Source organism: Sphingobacterium humi (genome assembly GCF_009768885.1).
Lineage (GTDB): Bacteria > Bacteroidota > Bacteroidia > Sphingobacteriales > Sphingobacteriaceae > Sphingobacterium > Sphingobacterium humi.
This window is the reverse complement of sequence record NZ_WSQA01000004.1, coordinates 321,104-338,022: the sequence shown is the minus strand read 5'-3', so window position 1 is coordinate 338,022 and position 16,919 is coordinate 321,104. Positions and strand designations below refer to the sequence as shown.

Genomic DNA, 16,919 nt, shown 5'->3' with positions numbered 1-16,919 from the left:
CCTGTAAGTTTGCAAATATCCGTTAATTTGCTGTCTCTTACAAATGTGGACGGTAAAAATTACTAATAATACAGAGAAATAGCATGTCTGAACGTTATGATGCCAGCTGGGAAGCCATCCTGAATCCCTTATTTGCAACAAGCCAAATGCAAGGTCTTTCTGCCTTTGTGCAGGCCGAGCGGCAGCAGCACCTGGTTTTTCCACCTGCGGACCTGGTTTTTAACGCTTTTAAGCTGACACCCCTGTCGGATGTGAAAGTGGTTATTCTGGGGCAAGATCCTTATCATAACGATGGGCAGGCACATGGCTTGTCCTTTTCAGTTCCTGCCGGCATAGCTATTCCGCCATCCTTAAGGAATATATACAGTGAATTGAAGAGCGATATTGCCGGTTTCGATGTGCCGACGCATGGCGATTTAACCAAATGGGCCCAGCAGGGCGTGCTCTTGTTGAATGCTACGCTCACGGTGCGTGCACATACGGCGGCCTCTCATCAAAAAAAAGGCTGGGAAGGGTTTACCGATGCGGTTATTGCAGCGATATCCAAAGAAAAGGAGCATGTGGTGTTTTTACTGTGGGGGAGTTATGCCATCAAGAAATCGGCTTTGATTGATGCGAATAAGCATTTGGTTTTAACGGCCGTTCACCCTTCGCCTTTGTCGGTTTATCGGGGATTCTACGGCTGTAAGCATTTCTCGCAAACGAATAGCTATTTGCAAGCCCATGGCTTGAAGCCTATTGATTGGCAGGTTTAGGCGTATCTTTCCTGGAGATTCTTAAAGCGGAAGTCGTCCAATGGAAGCTGGTTAAGATGCTTGATGCGTATTTTCTTGCCGTTTTGGATCACGTGGGTAAAGAGCAGATGGCTGTCGTAAGCAATTTCCCAAGGCTCGTGGAAGTTGAAGGCCTCGTTGCCTGCGCCTAATACTACATATTCCAGCTCGCCCGTGCTGCTGTAGCGACTGATTTCAATATCCCCATCATTTCTTTTGTTCAAAAAGTACCAGGCACCATCGCCAACACCGCCTAAATATTTGGCGAGTTTAGGCACGCTGATGGGCTTGGAGCCAAATTTCATGGCACCGATTATCAGGTCGGGGGGTAATTGTTCGGCTTTATTGCGGAAGACATTATCGCCAAGCTGTTTCAGCAGGAAGGCAAAAGATTGCCAGCGGTTCATGCGGAAGGTTTGCAAGCCGGTTTCTGGCGCATAACTGTAGACGATACGGTCTTTATTCGCATTGACCACATTACTGATGGGGCTTGCTTTAATGGTTTCGGGCAAGTTGATGCCATGCCAATAATGGTATTTACTGGATGCCTTCATCAGCATGCGGGTAATAAAGCGGGAGCAGTTATTGTTGTTTTTGGCGACAGCACCGTAAGGATAGGTGCCCTGTTCCACGCAATAATCGCCATAGGCTTTCGCCTGGTGGAAGTCAATATCTCGCACGATATTGAAGAACAAGCGCCCTTCGCCATACATGGCCGGCTTTATGGTTTCAAAATAACTGACGATTTGTTCTATATTCTTGATGCTTGTGCCTTCAATCTGGGCTTTCAGCTGGATGCTGAGTCTAGGGTCGGAGTCCTTAGAGCGGGCGCGGCCATAGCCACGTGGCGCAATATAGCGCCCGAAGTCATAGAATAGCATTTCGCCCGTATGGTGGTCCACGATGACCACCCCGGTATGTCCCACTTTAAAGTTTAAGTTTTTGACAATACCGATCTTTTTGAAAAACATCATCCATTTTTCATCCCCTCGGATAGTGGCATCGGGCCAAGTTAATATAATAGCAAAATCTGGGTACAGCATTCAAACATTAATATTCCAACGGAACGATCGGTTCTTTTTTACTGGTCGACATGATCATCATGGTTTGAAAGGTTTTCACGAAAGGGATTTTCGAGATTTTCTCCATGATAACAGCTTCATAGGCTTTGATGTCTTTCACATATACTTTAAGCATAAAATCGCAGTTTCCTGTAACGTGGTGGCATTCGGTAACTTCTGGGATTGCGCGAACCGCTTCCACAAATTCAGGAATAGCATTATGGGTATGGAAGTCGAGGGAGATTTGGATAAAGGATTTAATGCCCAGCCCTAATTTCTCTTCATCGACGAAAGCATGGTAACTCTTGATAAAGCCTGAGTTCTCCAACTTGCGCACACGTTCTAGGGTTGGCGCAGGAGACAGGCCAATATTGGTGGCAAGTTGCAGGTTGGTGATCCTGCCGTTTTCCTGTAAAAGTTTTAAAATCTTTAGATCTGTTTTATCTGGTTGGTACGACATAGGCTACGCAAATTTGTAATCGAAAGTTAAATGTACAAAATTATATTTGGTTTAATTCGGAATTTGTTTTTTTATCGATTTCAGGTCGGTTTACAATAGATTATATTTATATGTTAAACCATTAAATATCGAATTTAATTATATTAATCACGCCATTGTCATAATATTTTTGGTAAAATAGGCTTAGGAGCTGAATAAATGATATTTGTCATTTTTTTTCTGCAAAACTGCCTTACAGCGGTATAAAGATGACTGTTTTATCCTTTTTAAGTCGTAACTTTGCCATTCAAAACATGTAGGCAGCAATGCCTTGCTACTAAGTGAAAGAGATATGAGCACCAAAGACGACGATTTACTAAAAGAGTTAGAGCTCGAGGAATATAAATACGGGTTTACGACGGATATTGAAATGGACATTGCGCCCAAAGGGCTAAATGAAGATACCGTTCGTTTAATCTCCGCGAAAAAGAACGAGCCGGAGTGGCTATTGGAATGGCGATTGAAAGCATTTCGTCATTTCTTGACCATGAAGATGCCGACTTGGCAGAATTTTGAAAACCCGGAAGTAGACTTCCAGGACCTGTCTTACTATGCTGCCCCAAAGCCTAAGAAGCAATTGGAAAGCATGGACGAGGTAGACCCGGAGTTACTAGCCACCTTCGAGAAACTAGGCATCCCATTGGATGAACAGAAAATATTGGCCGGCGTAGTGGCGGTTGATGCGGTATTCGATTCCGTATCGGTAAAAACTACCTTCCGTGAAAAACTAAAAGAAAAGGGCGTGATCTTCTGTTCTTTTGGTGAGGCCGTTCAGGAACATCCTGACTTGGTAAAAGAATACCTAGGAACGGTGGTTCCGCAAACCGATAATATTTATGCGGCTTTGAACTCGGCGGTATTTTCCGATGGGTCCTTCGTGTATATTCCGAAAGGCGTGCATTGCCCGATGGAATTATCGACCTACTTCCGTATCAATGCGCAAAATACAGGGCAATTTGAGCGTACGCTGATTATTGCTGACGAAGATTCTTACGTTTCCTACTTGGAAGGCTGTACGGCACCAACGCGTGATGAGAATCAATTACACGCCGCCGTGGTAGAATTAGTGGCGATGCGGAATGCAGAGATCAAGTATTCTACTGTGCAGAACTGGTATCCGGGCGATAAAGACGGTATTGGCGGTATTTACAACTTTGTAACTAAACGTGGTATCTGTAAGGGCGATTACGCTAAGATTTCTTGGACACAGGTAGAAACCGGATCGGCCATTACCTGGAAATATCCAGGGGTTATCTTGAAAGGCGATCATTCGGTGGGTGAGTTTTACTCGGTTGCCATGACGCGTAATATGCAGGTTGCTGATACGGGTACAAAAATGATTCACCTAGGTAAGAATACCCGTTCGAAGATTATCTCTAAAGGTATTTCTGCGGGCAAAAGCCATAACAGCTACCGTGGATTGGTGAAAATTGGTCCGAATGCGGATAACTCCCGGAACTTCACCCAATGTGATAGTTTACTGATTGGCGACCGTTGTGGCGCGCATACCTTCCCTTATATCGAGAGTAAGAACAAAACCGCGAAGCTGGAGCATGAGGCGACGACTTCGAAGATTGGGGAAGATCAAGTATTCTACTTAAACCAACGTGGCATCGATTCGGAGAAAGCTGTAGGGCTTATCGTGAATGGTTATGCGAAGGAAGTGTTGAATCAATTGCCGATGGAATTTGCTGTGGAAGCACAGAAATTATTGGCCATTTCCTTGGAAGGTTCAGTAGGTTAATAAATTAGAGTACAGCTGGGGGCCTGGCTCCCTTCATAATACGCAATAGAAAGAATATGTTAAGCATTAAAAATTTGCATGCGTCTGTTGAAGACAAACAAATATTAAAAGGATTAAACTTAGAAATTAAAGCAGGTGAGGTACATGCCATCATGGGGCCGAATGGCGCCGGAAAGAGTACCTTAGGCAATGTGCTTGCCGGTCGTGACACCTACGAAGTGAGCGAAGGGGAAGTGCTGTTGGAAGGTAAAGATTTATTAGACCTGTCGCCGGAAGATCGTGCGCGTGAAGGGTTGTTCTTAGCCTTTCAATATCCTGTAGAAATTCCGGGGGTATCTAATATCAACTTCTTGAAGACTGCAGTAAACGATATTCGCGAGTATAAAGGTCTTCCTCCTTTGGAAGCCAAAGAATTCTTAACCATGGTGAAGGATAAGCAAAAGTTAGTGGAGTTTTCTGCAAACTTGGCCAATCGTTCTTTGAACGAAGGTTTCTCCGGTGGTGAGAAGAAAAGAAATGAGATTTTCCAATTGGCGATGTTGAATCCGAAATTGGCCATCTTAGATGAAACCGATTCAGGCTTGGATATCGATGCCTTGCGCATTGTTTCTCACGGTGTGAATCAGTTGCGTTCCAAAGACAATGCATTTGTGGTGATTACCCACTACCAACGTTTGTTGGATTATATCGTGCCTGACTTTGTACACGTATTATACGATGGACGTATCGTCAAATCGGGTCCAAAAGAATTGGCATTAGAATTAGAAGAAAAAGGTTACGACTGGTTAAAAGAATTAGATACGCAAAACGCCTAACCGGAAGGACATAAAAAAGAGGTAATGAGCGGATTGATAACAAATAACATGAGTACACTAGTAGCAAACTCCTTATTCCAGCAGTTGACAAGCAGCTTTCAGGAATTGGAAACGAGCCATGATGTGCCTGCTGTAAAAGCAATTAGGCAAGAAGCATTCGCACGTTTTCAGGAATTGGGTTTCCCAACCGTAAAGAATGAGGATTGGAAATATACGAACATCCACGGTTTAATCAATAAACCCTATGTATTGAACGAAGATGTCGATGTTGCCCATTTGAATTTCGATGTAGCTGAAATCCCTGGATTGGATGCCCATCGTATCGTATTGGTTAATGGACAATATGTGTTGGCTTTCTCTTCCCTAGAAGACGAGATTGGCTTGACGATAAAGTCTATTGAAGATGCCCAAGAGGAGCCCAATTTTCAGGCTCATTTTGCGCAGCATGCCGATAAAACGGGCAGCGCCATGGTTGCTTTGAATACAGCCTTGCATACCTCCGGTATTTACTTATCGGTAGCCAAGAATAAAGTGGTATCAAAACCTATTCACCTGGTGCATATTGCTACCGGCGGTCAAGATTTCTTCGCACAAACGAGAAACTTAATCGTTTTGGAGCAAAATGCGGAATTGGAGCTTGTGGAAAGCTTTATTACAGCAGATGGATCGGCGGATAACCTGAACAATAAAGTGACGGAGATTGTAGTAAAAGAGAATGCGAAGGTGCAACATTATTACTTGCAACTGGCAGCAACAACCGGTCATTACATCAACCATACGGAAGTATATCAGGAAAAACACAGTTTGTATAACAATTACAACTGTAACTTCCCGGGTCCGGCATTTGTGCGCAACGATATCAACGTGCGCTTGGATGCGGAGCAGGTGGAGTCGCATTTATACGGTATCAACTTGTTGAATGCGAAACAATTTGTTGATAATCACACCATCGTAGATCACATGAAACCACATTGTGAATCCTACGAATGGTATAAAAATATCCCTCAAGAAGAGGCTACAGCCGTATTTAACGGGAAAATCTTTGTGCGCGAGGATGCACAAAAGACCAATGCCTTCCAGCAAAACAACAATATGTTGATTGGTGAGAAGTCTACCGTTTATACCAAACCACAATTGGAGATTTTTGCTGACGACGTGAAATGTTCGCATGGTTGTACCATGGGTCAGTTTGACGATGAGGCCTTGTTCTACCTGAGAGCAAGAGGAATCGGCGAAGAGTCGGCACGTATTCTTTTGGTGCATGCCTTTGCATTCGATGTGACGTCGAAGTTTTCCAATGAGGCCATTAAGGCGTATGTGGAAGAGCTGGTAGCACGAGGATTGGAAAGTAATTAGTAGTGTAGTTTTAGTATAGAAAGCGTTTAGGAGAAATCTTAAACGCTTTTTTATTTTGAAAGTAACTGGAATAGTTTACTTTTGTGTATGACCTTATGTAATTATACAGCCATCAATTTCAAACCTTGGACCCTTTAATTAGGTTCTAAAGGAGAAAATATTGCACGCCGCTCTCCGCGATGGGAGCTGTATAATTTGTATTACATGATTATTTTATGGAAAAGAAAAATTGGTTTAAAACCTACCTATTTATATGGATTGGGCAGTTTATATCGCTATTGACGAGCTCGGCGGTAAACTTTGCCGTGATTATGTGGCTGAGCTTATCGTATAAATCTGCGGAAATATTAGCGTATGCTGCCATTGCAGGCTTGCTGCCACAGGCATTGATTGGCCCATTTGCGGGGGTGTATATTGACCGCTGGGATCGTAAGAAAGTGATGATCTTTGCCGATGCCTTTATTGCCAGTTGTACATTTGTCATGACTTTTATTTTAAAAGAGGGCGACATCAATTTGTACTTGTTGTATAGCATAATGGCCTTGCGTTCTATAGGCTCTGCTTTCCACAGCCCGGCCATGCAGGCCATTGCTCCTTTATTGGTGCCGGAAGACAAGTTGTTGCGCGTATCTGGGGTGAATCAAATGTTACAATCGATCAGTAGTATTGCCGGGCCGGCTTTAGGTGCCTTGGCCATTGCTGCCTTTCCGATTAATAAAGTGCTGTACCTGGATATCATCGGTGCCTGTTTGGCGATTTGCAGCTTATTGTTTGTGCAGATTCCTAATCCGAAACGTGAGCGGGTTTCGGGGTCTATTAAACAAGTTTGGCGCGATTTAAAGCTTGGCTTTTATGCCATCCATCAAAATAAAGGACTCAACCGCATGTTCCTCTATGCCATGCTGGCCACCGTCGCTATTATGCCTGTGGCCATTATGTTTCCGATCTTAACGATTGAACATTTTAAAGGCGCAGAGCTGGAAATGAGCATCGTGGAAAGCATTTGGGGAGTGGGGATGCTGCTGGGCGGCACCGTACTATCGGCCTTCAAGCTATCGTTTCGAAAGATTGTCTTGGTGAATGCGATGCATATCCTGTTGGGGCTGACCTTTGTGCTGTCGGGCCTCTTAAGCGCCGATGCTTTTTATCTTTTTGTGCTGGTCACTGGTCTTGGCGGTATGGGCATGTCGATCTTTTCGGCAGCCTTTATGACGATTATTCAGGAAGAGGTGGCACCGGAAATGTTGGGCCGTGTATTTTCGCTCTACTTTAGTTTTGCTATCCTGCCGAGTTTGGTCGGGCTCCTGTTTGCGGGAAATATTGCCGACAGCCTAGGGGTTGCAACGGCTTTTATTATTGCCGGTATTTTTATGGTGGGCATTGGTCTGCTGTCTTTTTTAACCCCTTCTTTAATGACTTTAGGAAACGGAGTAACGCAGAATCAGGAAGTATAACCATATTAACCGCTATTTTTTACTTATTAGCGATAAATTGTTCTATTTATCAAGGAAATTTACGCCTGTTTTAAAATGAAGTTGCATAAAACCGCAGAGTATTGATTTTTTTTTCGTAGAATTGCTGTGACTAAATTAATGATATTCTTATCGGTTTAAATCAAACCATTTTTAAAACAATCAAACATGAAAAGAAGATTTTTACTTACTTTTTTCGGGGTTTGCCTGTACGCAACTTGTTTGATGGCACAGCAAAAAGCGATTACTGGAAAAGTGACATCGCCTTCAGGAGAGGGGATGAGCAATGTGACGGTGATTGTGAAAGGCTCGAATCGCTCGGTTCAAACAAATCCGGACGGTTCCTTTACGATCCAAGCTGCGCCAGGGGAAACCTTACTCTTCAGAGCCATCGGCTCTACAGGGGTAGAACAAGTTATTGGCACCGGAAGTTTTTACAACGTTCAATTGCAGAGCTCCGAAGAATCCATTGACGAAGTTGTGGTAACGGCGTTAGGGATTAAAAGGGAAAAGAAAGCCCTTGGTTATGCCGTGCAAGACATTAAAGCGGATGAGTTGATGAAGAACAAAAACCCAAACATGATTAACTCCTTAAATGGAAAAATCGCGGGTTTAAATATCACCAACTCTGGCGGGGCACCTGGTGCTTCGGCATCCATCATTATTCGTGGGGGTACTTCCTTAGAACGGGATAATCAGCCATTATTTGTAATCGACGGTATGCCGATGGACAACTCCACAGGGATGGGCGATTTATCGCAATTTGATGGAAATACGAATATCGCGACAACCAATGGTAACCGGGCGATGGACGTCAATCCGGAGGATATTGAATCTATTTCCGTGCTGAAAGGTCCTACAGCAGCGGCCTTATACGGTATTCGTGCGGCAGCAGGGGCTATTGTGATCACCACAAAAAGAGGAAAAGAAGGCGCAATAACCGTGGGGGTCAATTCTCGCGTAGGATCCAACTGGGTAAATAAATTGCCGGAACTACAAACCAAGTTCAAGCAAGGAACAAACCTGGATGGAAAAGGCGTAGATACCAAAACGTATTTATCCTGGGGGGATCAGTTTGCTAGTGGCGAGTCTATCTATAACAATATGGAAGACTTTTTCCAAACGGGCTATACCTACGATAATAACTTTAACGTAAGTGGTGCCAATGCTAAAAGTAATTTCTACCTATCTGGCGCGCATTTAAAACAAACGGGAATTGTTCCGACGACAGATTATGGTCGTTATAACTTTAGATTTAATGGCGAGCAAAAACTAGGGATTTTTACTTTTGGCGCTAATGCAGCCTATTCCCAAAGTAAGACCACCAAAACCTTAACCGGTACGGGTCTTTGGGGTTCGGGTGGTAACGGCTACATGGAATCTATCATTGCTTGGCCACAGAATGCCAACATGAAAGATTACTTGAATGTGGATGGGTCTCAAAAGCTGTTGGTATCGATTGGTAACGATCAAGAGGAGATATTGCTTGGTGCCATTGATAACCCCTATTGGACCATCAATAGAAATCCGCAAAACGATAAAACCAACCGTTTCTTGGGAACATTCTATACCAATGCAAAATTGACCAATTGGTTAGATTTTACTTACCGCTTAGGGGTAGATAATTATACCTCTACCTTTATGTCAAAAATCCATGCAGGATCTGCGGTAATCCGCGATTACCAAAAAGGGATGCTATCTCAGAACATCAGACAATACAATTTCGTAACCAATAATTTCTTATTGAATGCGCATAAAACGTTTGATGAGGTATGGGATGTAAACCTTTTATTAGGTGCTGCCACCGAAGACATCAATTCCAAAGCAACCGGTATTAAAGCGCAACGTTTCGTTGTTCCTGGTTTTTATTCCTTTGGAAACGCTGCCTTATCCGATCGATTCTTGTTAGATAACATGACAGAAATCCGTCGTGTTGGCGTATTTGGTGATTTAAAAGTAGGCTATAAGAATTTTGCCTTTGTGGGTATGACCTTACGTAATGACTGGTCTTCTACCTTGCCTAAAAAGAACCAATCTTTCCGCTATCCATCATTTTCGGGAAGTTTGATCTTCTCGGAATTATTTGAAGCGAACGATATATTCAGCTACGGTAAATTAAGAGCTTCTTGGGCCGAAGTGGGTAAAGATGCCCCAGCCTACCAAACCAACTCGTACTTAGACCCTGTGGAAGGTACAATTGGTGGTGGTTATAAAAACTCTTGGACCTTGGGTAATCCGAATTTAGTGCCTGAGAAAACCCAGTCTTTTGAAGTGGGTACGGATTTAAAATTCTTCCGCAATAAATTTGGTGTTGAATTTACCTACTACAGCAATAAATCGGTGGATCAGATTCTTTCTCCACGTGTAGACAATGCCACAGGGGGTATCTTCCAATATGTGAACTCCGGTACCCTGGAAAATAAAGGGATAGAGTTAACATTGACAGGTGCTGTGATGAAGAAGACTGATTTCTCTTGGGACATGATGTTGAACTTATCGCATAATAAAGGGGTGGTGAAACAATTGCCGGGCGGCATTGCAATCTTATATGTAACGGATGTGCAAGTGGCTGATGGTAAAGCAGCATCCTATAACGACGGAGACTTTATGGGTATCAGTGGTAAAGAATGGACCAAAAATGAAGAAGGTAAATATATTCTAAACTGGGCTACAGGCTTACCTACTACCAACTCGAATGCAACTGTGCATGTTGGAAATAGAGAGCCTAAGTTTATCGGTGGTTTGAATAATAATTTCACCTATAAAAACTGGGGTTTATCTTTCCTTATAGACTTCCGTAAAGGCGGTGATATTTTCAATGGAACGGAAGTGTTATTAACTCAATATGGGCTTAGCAAGCAAACGGAAGATAGAGGTAAGAAAATTACCTTATCTGGTGTGGCCTTGAACCCGAACACCAATGCCTATGAAGATGTGACGCGCGAGATTGTTGCCGATCAAAACTTCTATACCCGTTATTATGTAAACCAGACCAGTAATTTCATTGAGGAAGTAAATTGGTTACGCCTGCGTTCCGTGAATTTATCCTATGATTTACCAGCGACTTTATTGGCGAAGACCAATGTGTTGAGAGGGGTATCTTTCAATTTAAATGCCACCAATCTATTCTTGCTGACGAATTATTCAGGAATGGATCCAGAGACAAGTGCTGCTGGTGCGGGGGTAATTGGTTCAGGATCTGTCGGTATTGACTATGCCGGGGTGCCGAACACAAAGAGTGTGACGTTTGGTGTTAATTTAAAATTCTAAATCCATGAAAAAGATTTTTTCACTATTAGCGATAGCGGGAGCCTTGATGTGCACATCTTGTGATAAATGGCTCGATATCAATGATAATCCGAATAATCCGAATACGCAAGTGCCAACGGTAGAATTAAGGCTACCATCTATTCTTGCTCGTTTTGCCGAAGCTTACGAAAGTGGTGGTACGCGTGCGGCCTTAATTTCCCAGCAAATTTCGGGAACAACGGCCAATAACTGGAACTTATCCCGTTGGAACATCTCCACTGCGGCGGTAAACTGGCCTTACCAACCTTGGTATATCTATACGGCGGTGAATATTCCGGATATGATTAAAAAAGGAGAAGCAACAGGTGCTTTCCATTATGTAGGTGCGGGTAAAGTTATCTGGGCCTGGGGCTTTGCCGCTTTTGTAGATATGTATGGGATGCTTCCTTATGAAGAGGCTTTCGTGGGCGGAAATATGACGCCGAAATACGATGAGGGAAGCTTAATTTATGAGCGTTGTTTAGCAGAACTAGACCAAGGTATAGAATTCTTGCAACGTACGCAGGACGCTTCTGCGCCTACCTTAGCCAAAGGCGATTACCTGTTTCAAGGGGATGCGCAGAAATGGATTAAATTGGCAAACGGTATCAAAGCGCGGATGTTGAATCACCTGTCGAAAACCAGCCAGTTTAAAGCTGCGGATTTGTTGGCAGCCTTAGAAAAAGCACCTAAGACAGCCGCGGAAAGTGCTTTGTATCAGTATCAGGACCGTGCAGTATCCAATAACTCCTTGACGGAGTCGTTGCAATTCCAAAACAACGCCTCCAACAGATTAACCAAGTTATATATTGATTATATCTTGAACAATTATACCGGAGCTCCTTCTGGCGCAACCAATATGGAAGACCCACGGGCTGACCTCCTGATCCCGCGCTTTACAGCAACAGGCCTGCGTACGCCGGGTGTGGATATGGCTGTTATTCCGGAGGCAGGCTTTGGATCAACGATTGCCAATTACGCGGCATTACGTCCAACAGCGAATGTTTCTTCAGGTTCCATCTATGCTGCTGCGGGTGCAAAAGGGTTATTGTTGACCAGCTCGGAAATGCACTTTATTAAAGCGGAGGTTTTATTTAACCAAAATAATAAACCAGGTGCTTTACAAGCCTATAAAGACGGTATTAAAGATCATATGGAAATATTAGGCGTTCCGGCAGCGAAGATATCCAGCTTTTTAGCGAGCTCTTCGGTGGTGCAAAACGCCAATAGCTTAACCCTAAGCCAGATTATGATCCAGAAATACATCGCCCTTTCGTATTCACCAGAGGTGTTTAACGATGTGCGTCGTTTGGAATTCTGTACCGATGCTTCCGGTAAATACAATGAAGCAAGCGGTATTTACAAAGGTTTGAAACGTCCAGGTGCTGTATTTGATGTGGCTTTGCCATCGGATGATATGTGGCCAAGACGCTTTACCATAGCCTCGTATAGTATCAACTACAATTACGATCAAGTGATTAAAGCGGATCCGGATGCTGCTGATGCTACTTATACGGCGAAGCGTATTTGGTGGGATGTAAAGAAATAAATTTTTAATTGTACCGGAAAGCCTGCAGCTATTGCAGGCTTTCTTTGTTTATGCCTTTTGGCTTCGGGTGATAGTGTACTTCTATCGCCGGATTGATGGCAAGTAAAGCAGCCACGAACGCAGCATTATCTTCCGGGGAGATATAAACTTCCTCATAGCGGTTGTAATGAATGATAATGCCTTTTTTGGCGGTAGCAGGCTTCATGCCTACATATAGTGTTTTGCCGACATCCAGTTTGTGGATTTTTGCTATGGCGATTTTGCCAAAGAATACCAAACTGCGGTAATGGAAGTTCCCGTCTTTTATTTTGTACCGGGTACTGATTTGAATGATGTAGAGTACCAGGGTCACTAATCCGTAATTGATGGCGGTGACTTTCAAGAAGACATCCCATGGTTCTCTATTGATAAGCATGATAAGCGGAATGGCCAATAGAAGAAGATAAACGAAGAGGAGGTTGCTGATAAGGCCGTTCTTTGGTTTGAAAGTCTGCATAGCCTAAAATAGAAAAAAGCTTCCGGATTGGGAAGCTTTTTGAGCGAAAGACGAGATTCGAACTCGCGACCCCAACCTTGGCAAGGTTGTGCTCTACCAACTGAGCTACTTTCGCTTGTGATGAAACAAAAGTACAATTTTATGTGATGTTTGTCAATACATGCCGTGAAATAATTGTTAAATCGCCTGTAGGCAAATCAATTAAATTTTTATCGCATCCACGCAATTAATGCCATCTATGGCCGCGGAGACAATACCGCCGGCATATCCAGCTCCTTCTGCACAAGGGTATAAGCCGGCCACCTGTGGGTGTTGAAAGCTGTCGCGATCTCTAGGGATGCGGACGGGCGAGGAGGTTCTGGATTCTATACCAACCAAAATGGCCTCATTGCTATAATAGCCTTTCATCTTCTGTCCGAAGATGGGCAAGGCGCCTTGTAAGGATCGGTAGACAAATTCAGGAAGTACTTCCCGAAGATCGACAGAACGCGTGCCGGGTTTGTAGGAGTTGATGGGAAGATCGTTGGACACCCTGTTTTCTACAAAATCGACCATCCGTTGTGCCGGTGCAACTAATTGACCGCCGCCCAATTGAAAGGCTTGCTGCTCAATGCGCCGTTGAAAGTCGAGGAGTGCAAATGGATTTGTGGCCGCCTCAGGCACATCTTCCAGGTTAATCTGGATGACCGTACCGGAGTTGGCATGCGGGTTATTGCGTTTGGAAGGCGACCAGCCATTGACTACAATCTCTTCATGATCGGTGGCACAAGGGGCAATAATACCACCGGGGCACATGCAGAAGGAAAAGACACCGCGGTTATGAACCTGCTCGACCAAGCTGTAATATGCGGGAGGCAAGTTTTCTGGTCGGCTGGAACAATGGTATTGGGCTTGGTCGATAATGGATTGGGGATGCTCAATGCGTACGCCCAAGGCAAAAGGTTTGGCTTCCAATAGCCAGTTTTTCTGCTGAAACAGCTCGTAGATATCACGGGCGGAATGTCCGGTTGCAACAATGACATGCTCGGCCTGGATAAATTGGCCGTCTGCAGTTTTTACACCTGTTACTTTTCCAAATTGTTCGCAAATATCGATGACCTTGCAGTCGAAATGAACCTCGCCGCCATACTCGATAATACGCTGCCGCATACTTTCGATAATATGGGGCAGTTTGTTGGTGCCAATATGCGGGCGCGCATCGACCATAATATCTTCCGGCGCACCATGCTCTACAAAAATGGAGAGAACCAATTGTACATCGCCGCGCTTATTGGAACGGGTATATAACTTTCCGTCGGAATAGGTGCCTGCGCCCCCCTCGCCAAAGCAATAATTGGATTCGGGATTCACCAGACCCTCTCGATTTATTTTGGCTAAATCGCGACGACGCTCCTGTACGGGCTTTCCACGTTCAATAACAATAGGCTTCAGTCCGCGTTCCAAGCAACGGTATGCCGCAAATAAGCCTGCAGGCCCAGCGCCAATAATAATAACGGGTTTGCCATCCTGCACGCGTTTTAAGGCGGTGTGATAATCGGGTTGTTGCACAGGCTCATCGATAAAATAGACCACGCGCATGCGGTATAACACCTGCTTGCCACGGGCATCGATAGAGCGTTTGCGGATATGGAATCCTTGGATACGTTTGAGGGATAGCCCTAATTTCTTACTTCCTTCCTGAAGGATCAATTGCTGATCGGTAATATGTTCGGGGCTGAGGGCAATCTCAATTTCTTTCTGCATAGCGATGTGTTGGGGTTTTATCCCAAAAGTGCTACAAAGATATTAAATCTGTCATTATTTCAGGCTACGCTATTCTTGGTATATGCTTTGTTGTTATGGAATTATTAAAAACAATTTCTTAATTTTAGAGGTATACAAGAAAAACATTACACATGAAAAGATTATTGATCGTATTTGTAGGCTTATTAGCTACTTTATCGTTTAGTTCTTGCGGCTATAACACCATGGTTTCTCAAGACGAGAATGTAAAAGGTAAATGGGCGCAAGTTGAAAATGCTTACCAGCGTCGTGCCGACCTGATTCCTAACTTAGTAAACACCGTAAAAGGAGCAGCAGAACACGAGAAAGGAACTTTAGAAGCGGTAGTAGAAGCCCGTGCAAAAGCGACTTCAGTAACCGTAGACCCTTCAAACTTAAGTGAAGAGGCTATCGCAAACTACCAACAGACGCAAGATGCCTTATCGCAATCTATCGGTCGTTTATTGGTGAGCGTAGAAGCATATCCGGACTTAAAAGCGAATTCGAACTTTCAGGAACTACAAGCACAGTTAGAAGGAACCGAAAACCGGATTTCTGTGGAACGTCGTGCCTATAACGAAGCCGTACAGGAGTATAACACTACTGTTCGTAGCTTCCCGAACAATATTATGGCAGGTATTTTTGGCTTCAAGCAAAAAGGTACCTTCAAAGCTGCTGAAGGCGCTGATAAAGCACCTACAGTATCCTTTTAATGCTTTTTATTGTTACTAAATAAGACGTAAAGATGAATGGGGGTACTTGTTACTGCGCATTCATCTTTTTTATTTTAACACGGAATGGAAATATTTAATCAAGAAGAGCAAGAGAAAATTGTACAAGCAATCAGCTTGGCGGAGAACCAGACTTCCGGCGAAATCCGATTGGTGGTAGAGCGTACCTCCAAAGGATCGGACGCCTATAGCGAGGCAAAGCGCTATTTTGAAAAGCTTGGCATGCATAAAACAACCCTAAGAAACGGGGTGCTGATTTACCTGGCAACAGAAGACCATCAGTTTGCGATTATTGGCGATGCGGGAATTCATGCCAAGGTGGGTGATGATTTTTGGGAAAGCACCAAAGAAAAAATGGTGTCCTTCTTTCGGAATGGGGATTTTATGAATGGATTAATTGAAGGGATTCATGAAGCAGGAACACAATTGGCAACGTTCTTCCCGCGCCGCGGCGACGATGTCAATGAACTGCCGAATGATATATATTTTGGTAAATCGTAAAGGATATGTATAAAAATATGCAGGTGCTGAAGCTGTCGAAAAAGCTGGGTTTTACATTCTTTCTAGGTTTACTGTTGAGCTTTTCGGCTTGGGCACAGGATTTTCCGGCCGCACCGAATAGACTGGTTACCGACTATACCAATACGCTGAGTTCGGGGCAACAGGCCGAATTAGAACAAAAGTTATTGGCTTTTGAAGATTCAACCTCAATTCAGATTGCCGTGGTGGTGATGAATACCACCGGTAATTATGATATTGCCGATTATGGCGACCGCTTGGCGCAGAAATGGGCCATCGGAAATAAAAAATATGATAACGGAATTTTGTTTCTGGTAGCCTTAGGCGACAGGGCCATGACCATCCGTACCGGCTATGGTATTGAAGGCTCGGTGCCCGATGTGATTGCCTACCGGATTATTGAAAATGAAGTGAAACCATCCTTTCGCCAAGGGAATTATTTTGGCGGAATTACCAATGGGGTGGATGCACTAATTTCCTATACCAAAGGAGAATATAAAGCAGATCCGAAGGATAGCTATTCCACGGAAGGTGGTGGCGGTATCCCGATTATCTTTATCATCATAGTTATTTTTGTTGTGTTGTCCTTAATTTCAAAATCAGGGGGCGGCGGCAAGAATGGCGGTGGTCGAGTGATGGGAGGACGCGGATCTTCAGATTTATTCTGGTGGACATTGTTGAACTCCTTAGGTCGTGGTGGTGATAATGACGGCGATGGAGGTGGTTTTGGCGGCGGCTTCGGCGGTGGCGGAGGCGGCGGATTTGGAGGCTTCGGCGGTGGTGGATTTGGTGGCGGTGGTGCCAGCGGTAGATGGTAGTTCCCAAAAAAATCCGTAGCTTTATAGTTAATAATAT

14 protein-coding genes and 1 tRNA gene are annotated in these 16,919 nt (G+C 44.0%); 10 read left to right on the top strand and 5 right to left on the bottom strand.

Annotation, left to right across the window (positions count from 1 at the left end):
* Nucleotides 1-83 precede the first annotated feature (83 nt).
* Nucleotides 84-755, top strand: coding sequence for a uracil-DNA glycosylase (gene ung, locus GQF63_RS07510; RefSeq protein WP_160368589.1), 672 nt, complete (start codon nucleotides 84-86; stop codon nucleotides 753-755).
* Here ung and GQF63_RS07505 read toward each other — a convergent pair.
* Together GQF63_RS07505 and GQF63_RS07500 are read right to left on the bottom strand one after the other, a co-directional pair.
* Complete coding sequence (locus tag GQF63_RS07505) at nucleotides 752-1,816, bottom strand: DUF6695 family protein (protein ID WP_160368588.1); 1,065 nt, start codon at nucleotides 1,814-1,816, stop codon at nucleotides 752-754. The two genes, ung and GQF63_RS07505, sit on opposite strands and share 4 nt — an antisense overlap.
* 7 nt (nucleotides 1,817-1,823) lie before the next feature.
* Nucleotides 1,824-2,294 carry an Lrp/AsnC family transcriptional regulator gene (locus tag GQF63_RS07500; protein ID WP_093101265.1) on the bottom strand — a complete coding sequence of 157 codons (471 nt, stop codon included), beginning with the start codon at nucleotides 2,292-2,294 and terminating at the stop codon, nucleotides 1,824-1,826.
* A 331-nt stretch (nucleotides 2,295-2,625) separates the two neighbouring features.
* On the opposite strand from GQF63_RS07500, the gene sufB reads away from it, so the two are divergent.
* The 6 genes from sufB to GQF63_RS07470 all read left to right on the top strand — a co-directional run bounded on the left by sufB (nucleotide 2,626) and on the right by GQF63_RS07470 (nucleotide 12,557).
* Nucleotides 2,626-4,077 (top strand): Fe-S cluster assembly protein SufB, encoded by a 1,452-nt coding sequence (sufB, locus tag GQF63_RS07495; RefSeq protein WP_160368587.1) that lies wholly within the window; start codon nucleotides 2,626-2,628, stop codon nucleotides 4,075-4,077.
* Between the two features lie 56 nt (nucleotides 4,078-4,133).
* Nucleotides 4,134-4,892, top strand: a complete 759-nt coding sequence (gene sufC / locus GQF63_RS07490; protein ID WP_160368586.1) for a Fe-S cluster assembly ATPase SufC — start codon at nucleotides 4,134-4,136, stop codon at nucleotides 4,890-4,892.
* 48 nt (nucleotides 4,893-4,940) lie between these two features.
* Nucleotides 4,941-6,248, top strand: coding sequence for a Fe-S cluster assembly protein SufD (gene sufD / locus GQF63_RS07485; RefSeq protein WP_160368585.1), 1,308 nt, complete (start codon nucleotides 4,941-4,943; stop codon nucleotides 6,246-6,248).
* A 215-nt stretch (nucleotides 6,249-6,463) separates the two neighbouring features.
* Complete coding sequence (locus tag GQF63_RS07480; protein WP_160368584.1) at nucleotides 6,464-7,702, top strand: MFS transporter; 1,239 nt, start codon at nucleotides 6,464-6,466, stop codon at nucleotides 7,700-7,702.
* Between the two features lie 186 nt (nucleotides 7,703-7,888).
* Nucleotides 7,889-10,990: a SusC/RagA family TonB-linked outer membrane protein gene (locus GQF63_RS07475; RefSeq protein ID WP_160368583.1), complete on the top strand. Its 3,102-nt coding sequence runs from the start codon at nucleotides 7,889-7,891 to the stop codon at nucleotides 10,988-10,990.
* Between the two features lie 4 nt (nucleotides 10,991-10,994).
* Entirely contained in the window at nucleotides 10,995-12,557 is a 1,563-nt protein-coding gene (locus tag GQF63_RS07470; protein WP_160368582.1) for a SusD/RagB family nutrient-binding outer membrane lipoprotein, read from the top strand.
* A gap of 28 nt (nucleotides 12,558-12,585) precedes the next feature.
* Here GQF63_RS07470 and GQF63_RS07465 read toward each other — a convergent pair whose 3' ends face one another.
* The 3 genes from GQF63_RS07465 to GQF63_RS07455 form a co-directional block, all read right to left on the bottom strand.
* Nucleotides 12,586-13,053, bottom strand: a complete 468-nt coding sequence (locus GQF63_RS07465) for a PH domain-containing protein (protein WP_212592492.1) — start codon at nucleotides 13,051-13,053, stop codon at nucleotides 12,586-12,588.
* Between the two features lie 42 nt (nucleotides 13,054-13,095).
* Nucleotides 13,096-13,168 (bottom strand) — tRNA-Gly (locus GQF63_RS07460).
* A gap of 86 nt (nucleotides 13,169-13,254) precedes the next feature.
* Entirely contained in the window at nucleotides 13,255-14,796 is a 1,542-nt protein-coding gene (locus GQF63_RS07455) for an NAD(P)/FAD-dependent oxidoreductase (protein ID WP_160368581.1), read from the bottom strand.
* Nucleotides 14,797-14,948: 152 nt separating this feature from the next.
* Here GQF63_RS07455 and GQF63_RS07450 point away from each other — a divergent pair, with 152 nt between their 5' ends.
* The 3 genes from GQF63_RS07450 (at nucleotide 14,949) to GQF63_RS07440 (ending at nucleotide 16,882) form a co-directional block, all read left to right on the top strand.
* On the top strand, nucleotides 14,949-15,527 hold the full coding sequence (locus tag GQF63_RS07450) for a LemA family protein (RefSeq protein ID WP_160368580.1): 579 nt from the start codon (nucleotides 14,949-14,951) through the stop codon (nucleotides 15,525-15,527).
* Nucleotides 15,528-15,611: 84 nt separating this feature from the next.
* Nucleotides 15,612-16,046, top strand: a complete 435-nt coding sequence (locus GQF63_RS07445; RefSeq protein ID WP_160368579.1) for a TPM domain-containing protein — start codon at nucleotides 15,612-15,614, stop codon at nucleotides 16,044-16,046.
* 5 nt (nucleotides 16,047-16,051) lie between these two features.
* Entirely contained in the window at nucleotides 16,052-16,882 is an 831-nt protein-coding gene (locus GQF63_RS07440) for a TPM domain-containing protein (protein WP_160368578.1), read from the top strand.
* Nucleotides 16,883-16,919 lie beyond the last annotated feature (37 nt).

Excerpts from the sequence above, each read along its gene's own strand:
- GQF63_RS07440 (WP_160368578.1), top strand. The coding sequence starts at position 16,052 with ATGTATAAAAATATGCAGGTGCTGAAGCTGTCGAAAAAGCTGGGTTTT.
- GQF63_RS07455 (WP_160368581.1), bottom strand. The coding sequence starts at position 14,796 with ATGCAGAAAGAAATTGAGATTGCCCTCAGCCCCGAACATATTACCGAT.
- GQF63_RS07470 (WP_160368582.1), top strand. The coding sequence starts at position 10,995 with ATGAAAAAGATTTTTTCACTATTAGCGATAGCGGGAGCCTTGATGTGC.
- GQF63_RS07450 (WP_160368580.1), top strand. The coding sequence starts at position 14,949 with ATGAAAAGATTATTGATCGTATTTGTAGGCTTATTAGCTACTTTATCG.
- GQF63_RS07500 (WP_093101265.1), bottom strand. The coding sequence starts at position 2,294 with ATGTCGTACCAACCAGATAAAACAGATCTAAAGATTTTAAAACTTTTA.
- sufB (WP_160368587.1), top strand. The coding sequence starts at position 2,626 with ATGAGCACCAAAGACGACGATTTACTAAAAGAGTTAGAGCTCGAGGAA.
- GQF63_RS07465 (WP_212592492.1), bottom strand. The coding sequence starts at position 13,053 with ATGCAGACTTTCAAACCAAAGAACGGCCTTATCAGCAACCTCCTCTTC.
- GQF63_RS07445 (WP_160368579.1), top strand. The coding sequence starts at position 15,612 with ATGGAAATATTTAATCAAGAAGAGCAAGAGAAAATTGTACAAGCAATC.
- GQF63_RS07505 (WP_160368588.1), bottom strand. The coding sequence starts at position 1,816 with ATGCTGTACCCAGATTTTGCTATTATATTAACTTGGCCCGATGCCACT.
- GQF63_RS07480 (WP_160368584.1), top strand. The coding sequence starts at position 6,464 with ATGGAAAAGAAAAATTGGTTTAAAACCTACCTATTTATATGGATTGGG.
- sufC (WP_160368586.1), top strand. The coding sequence starts at position 4,134 with ATGTTAAGCATTAAAAATTTGCATGCGTCTGTTGAAGACAAACAAATA.
- ung (WP_160368589.1), top strand. The coding sequence starts at position 84 with ATGTCTGAACGTTATGATGCCAGCTGGGAAGCCATCCTGAATCCCTTA.
- GQF63_RS07475 (WP_160368583.1), top strand. The coding sequence starts at position 7,889 with ATGAAAAGAAGATTTTTACTTACTTTTTTCGGGGTTTGCCTGTACGCA.
- sufD (WP_160368585.1), top strand. The coding sequence starts at position 4,941 with ATGAGTACACTAGTAGCAAACTCCTTATTCCAGCAGTTGACAAGCAGC.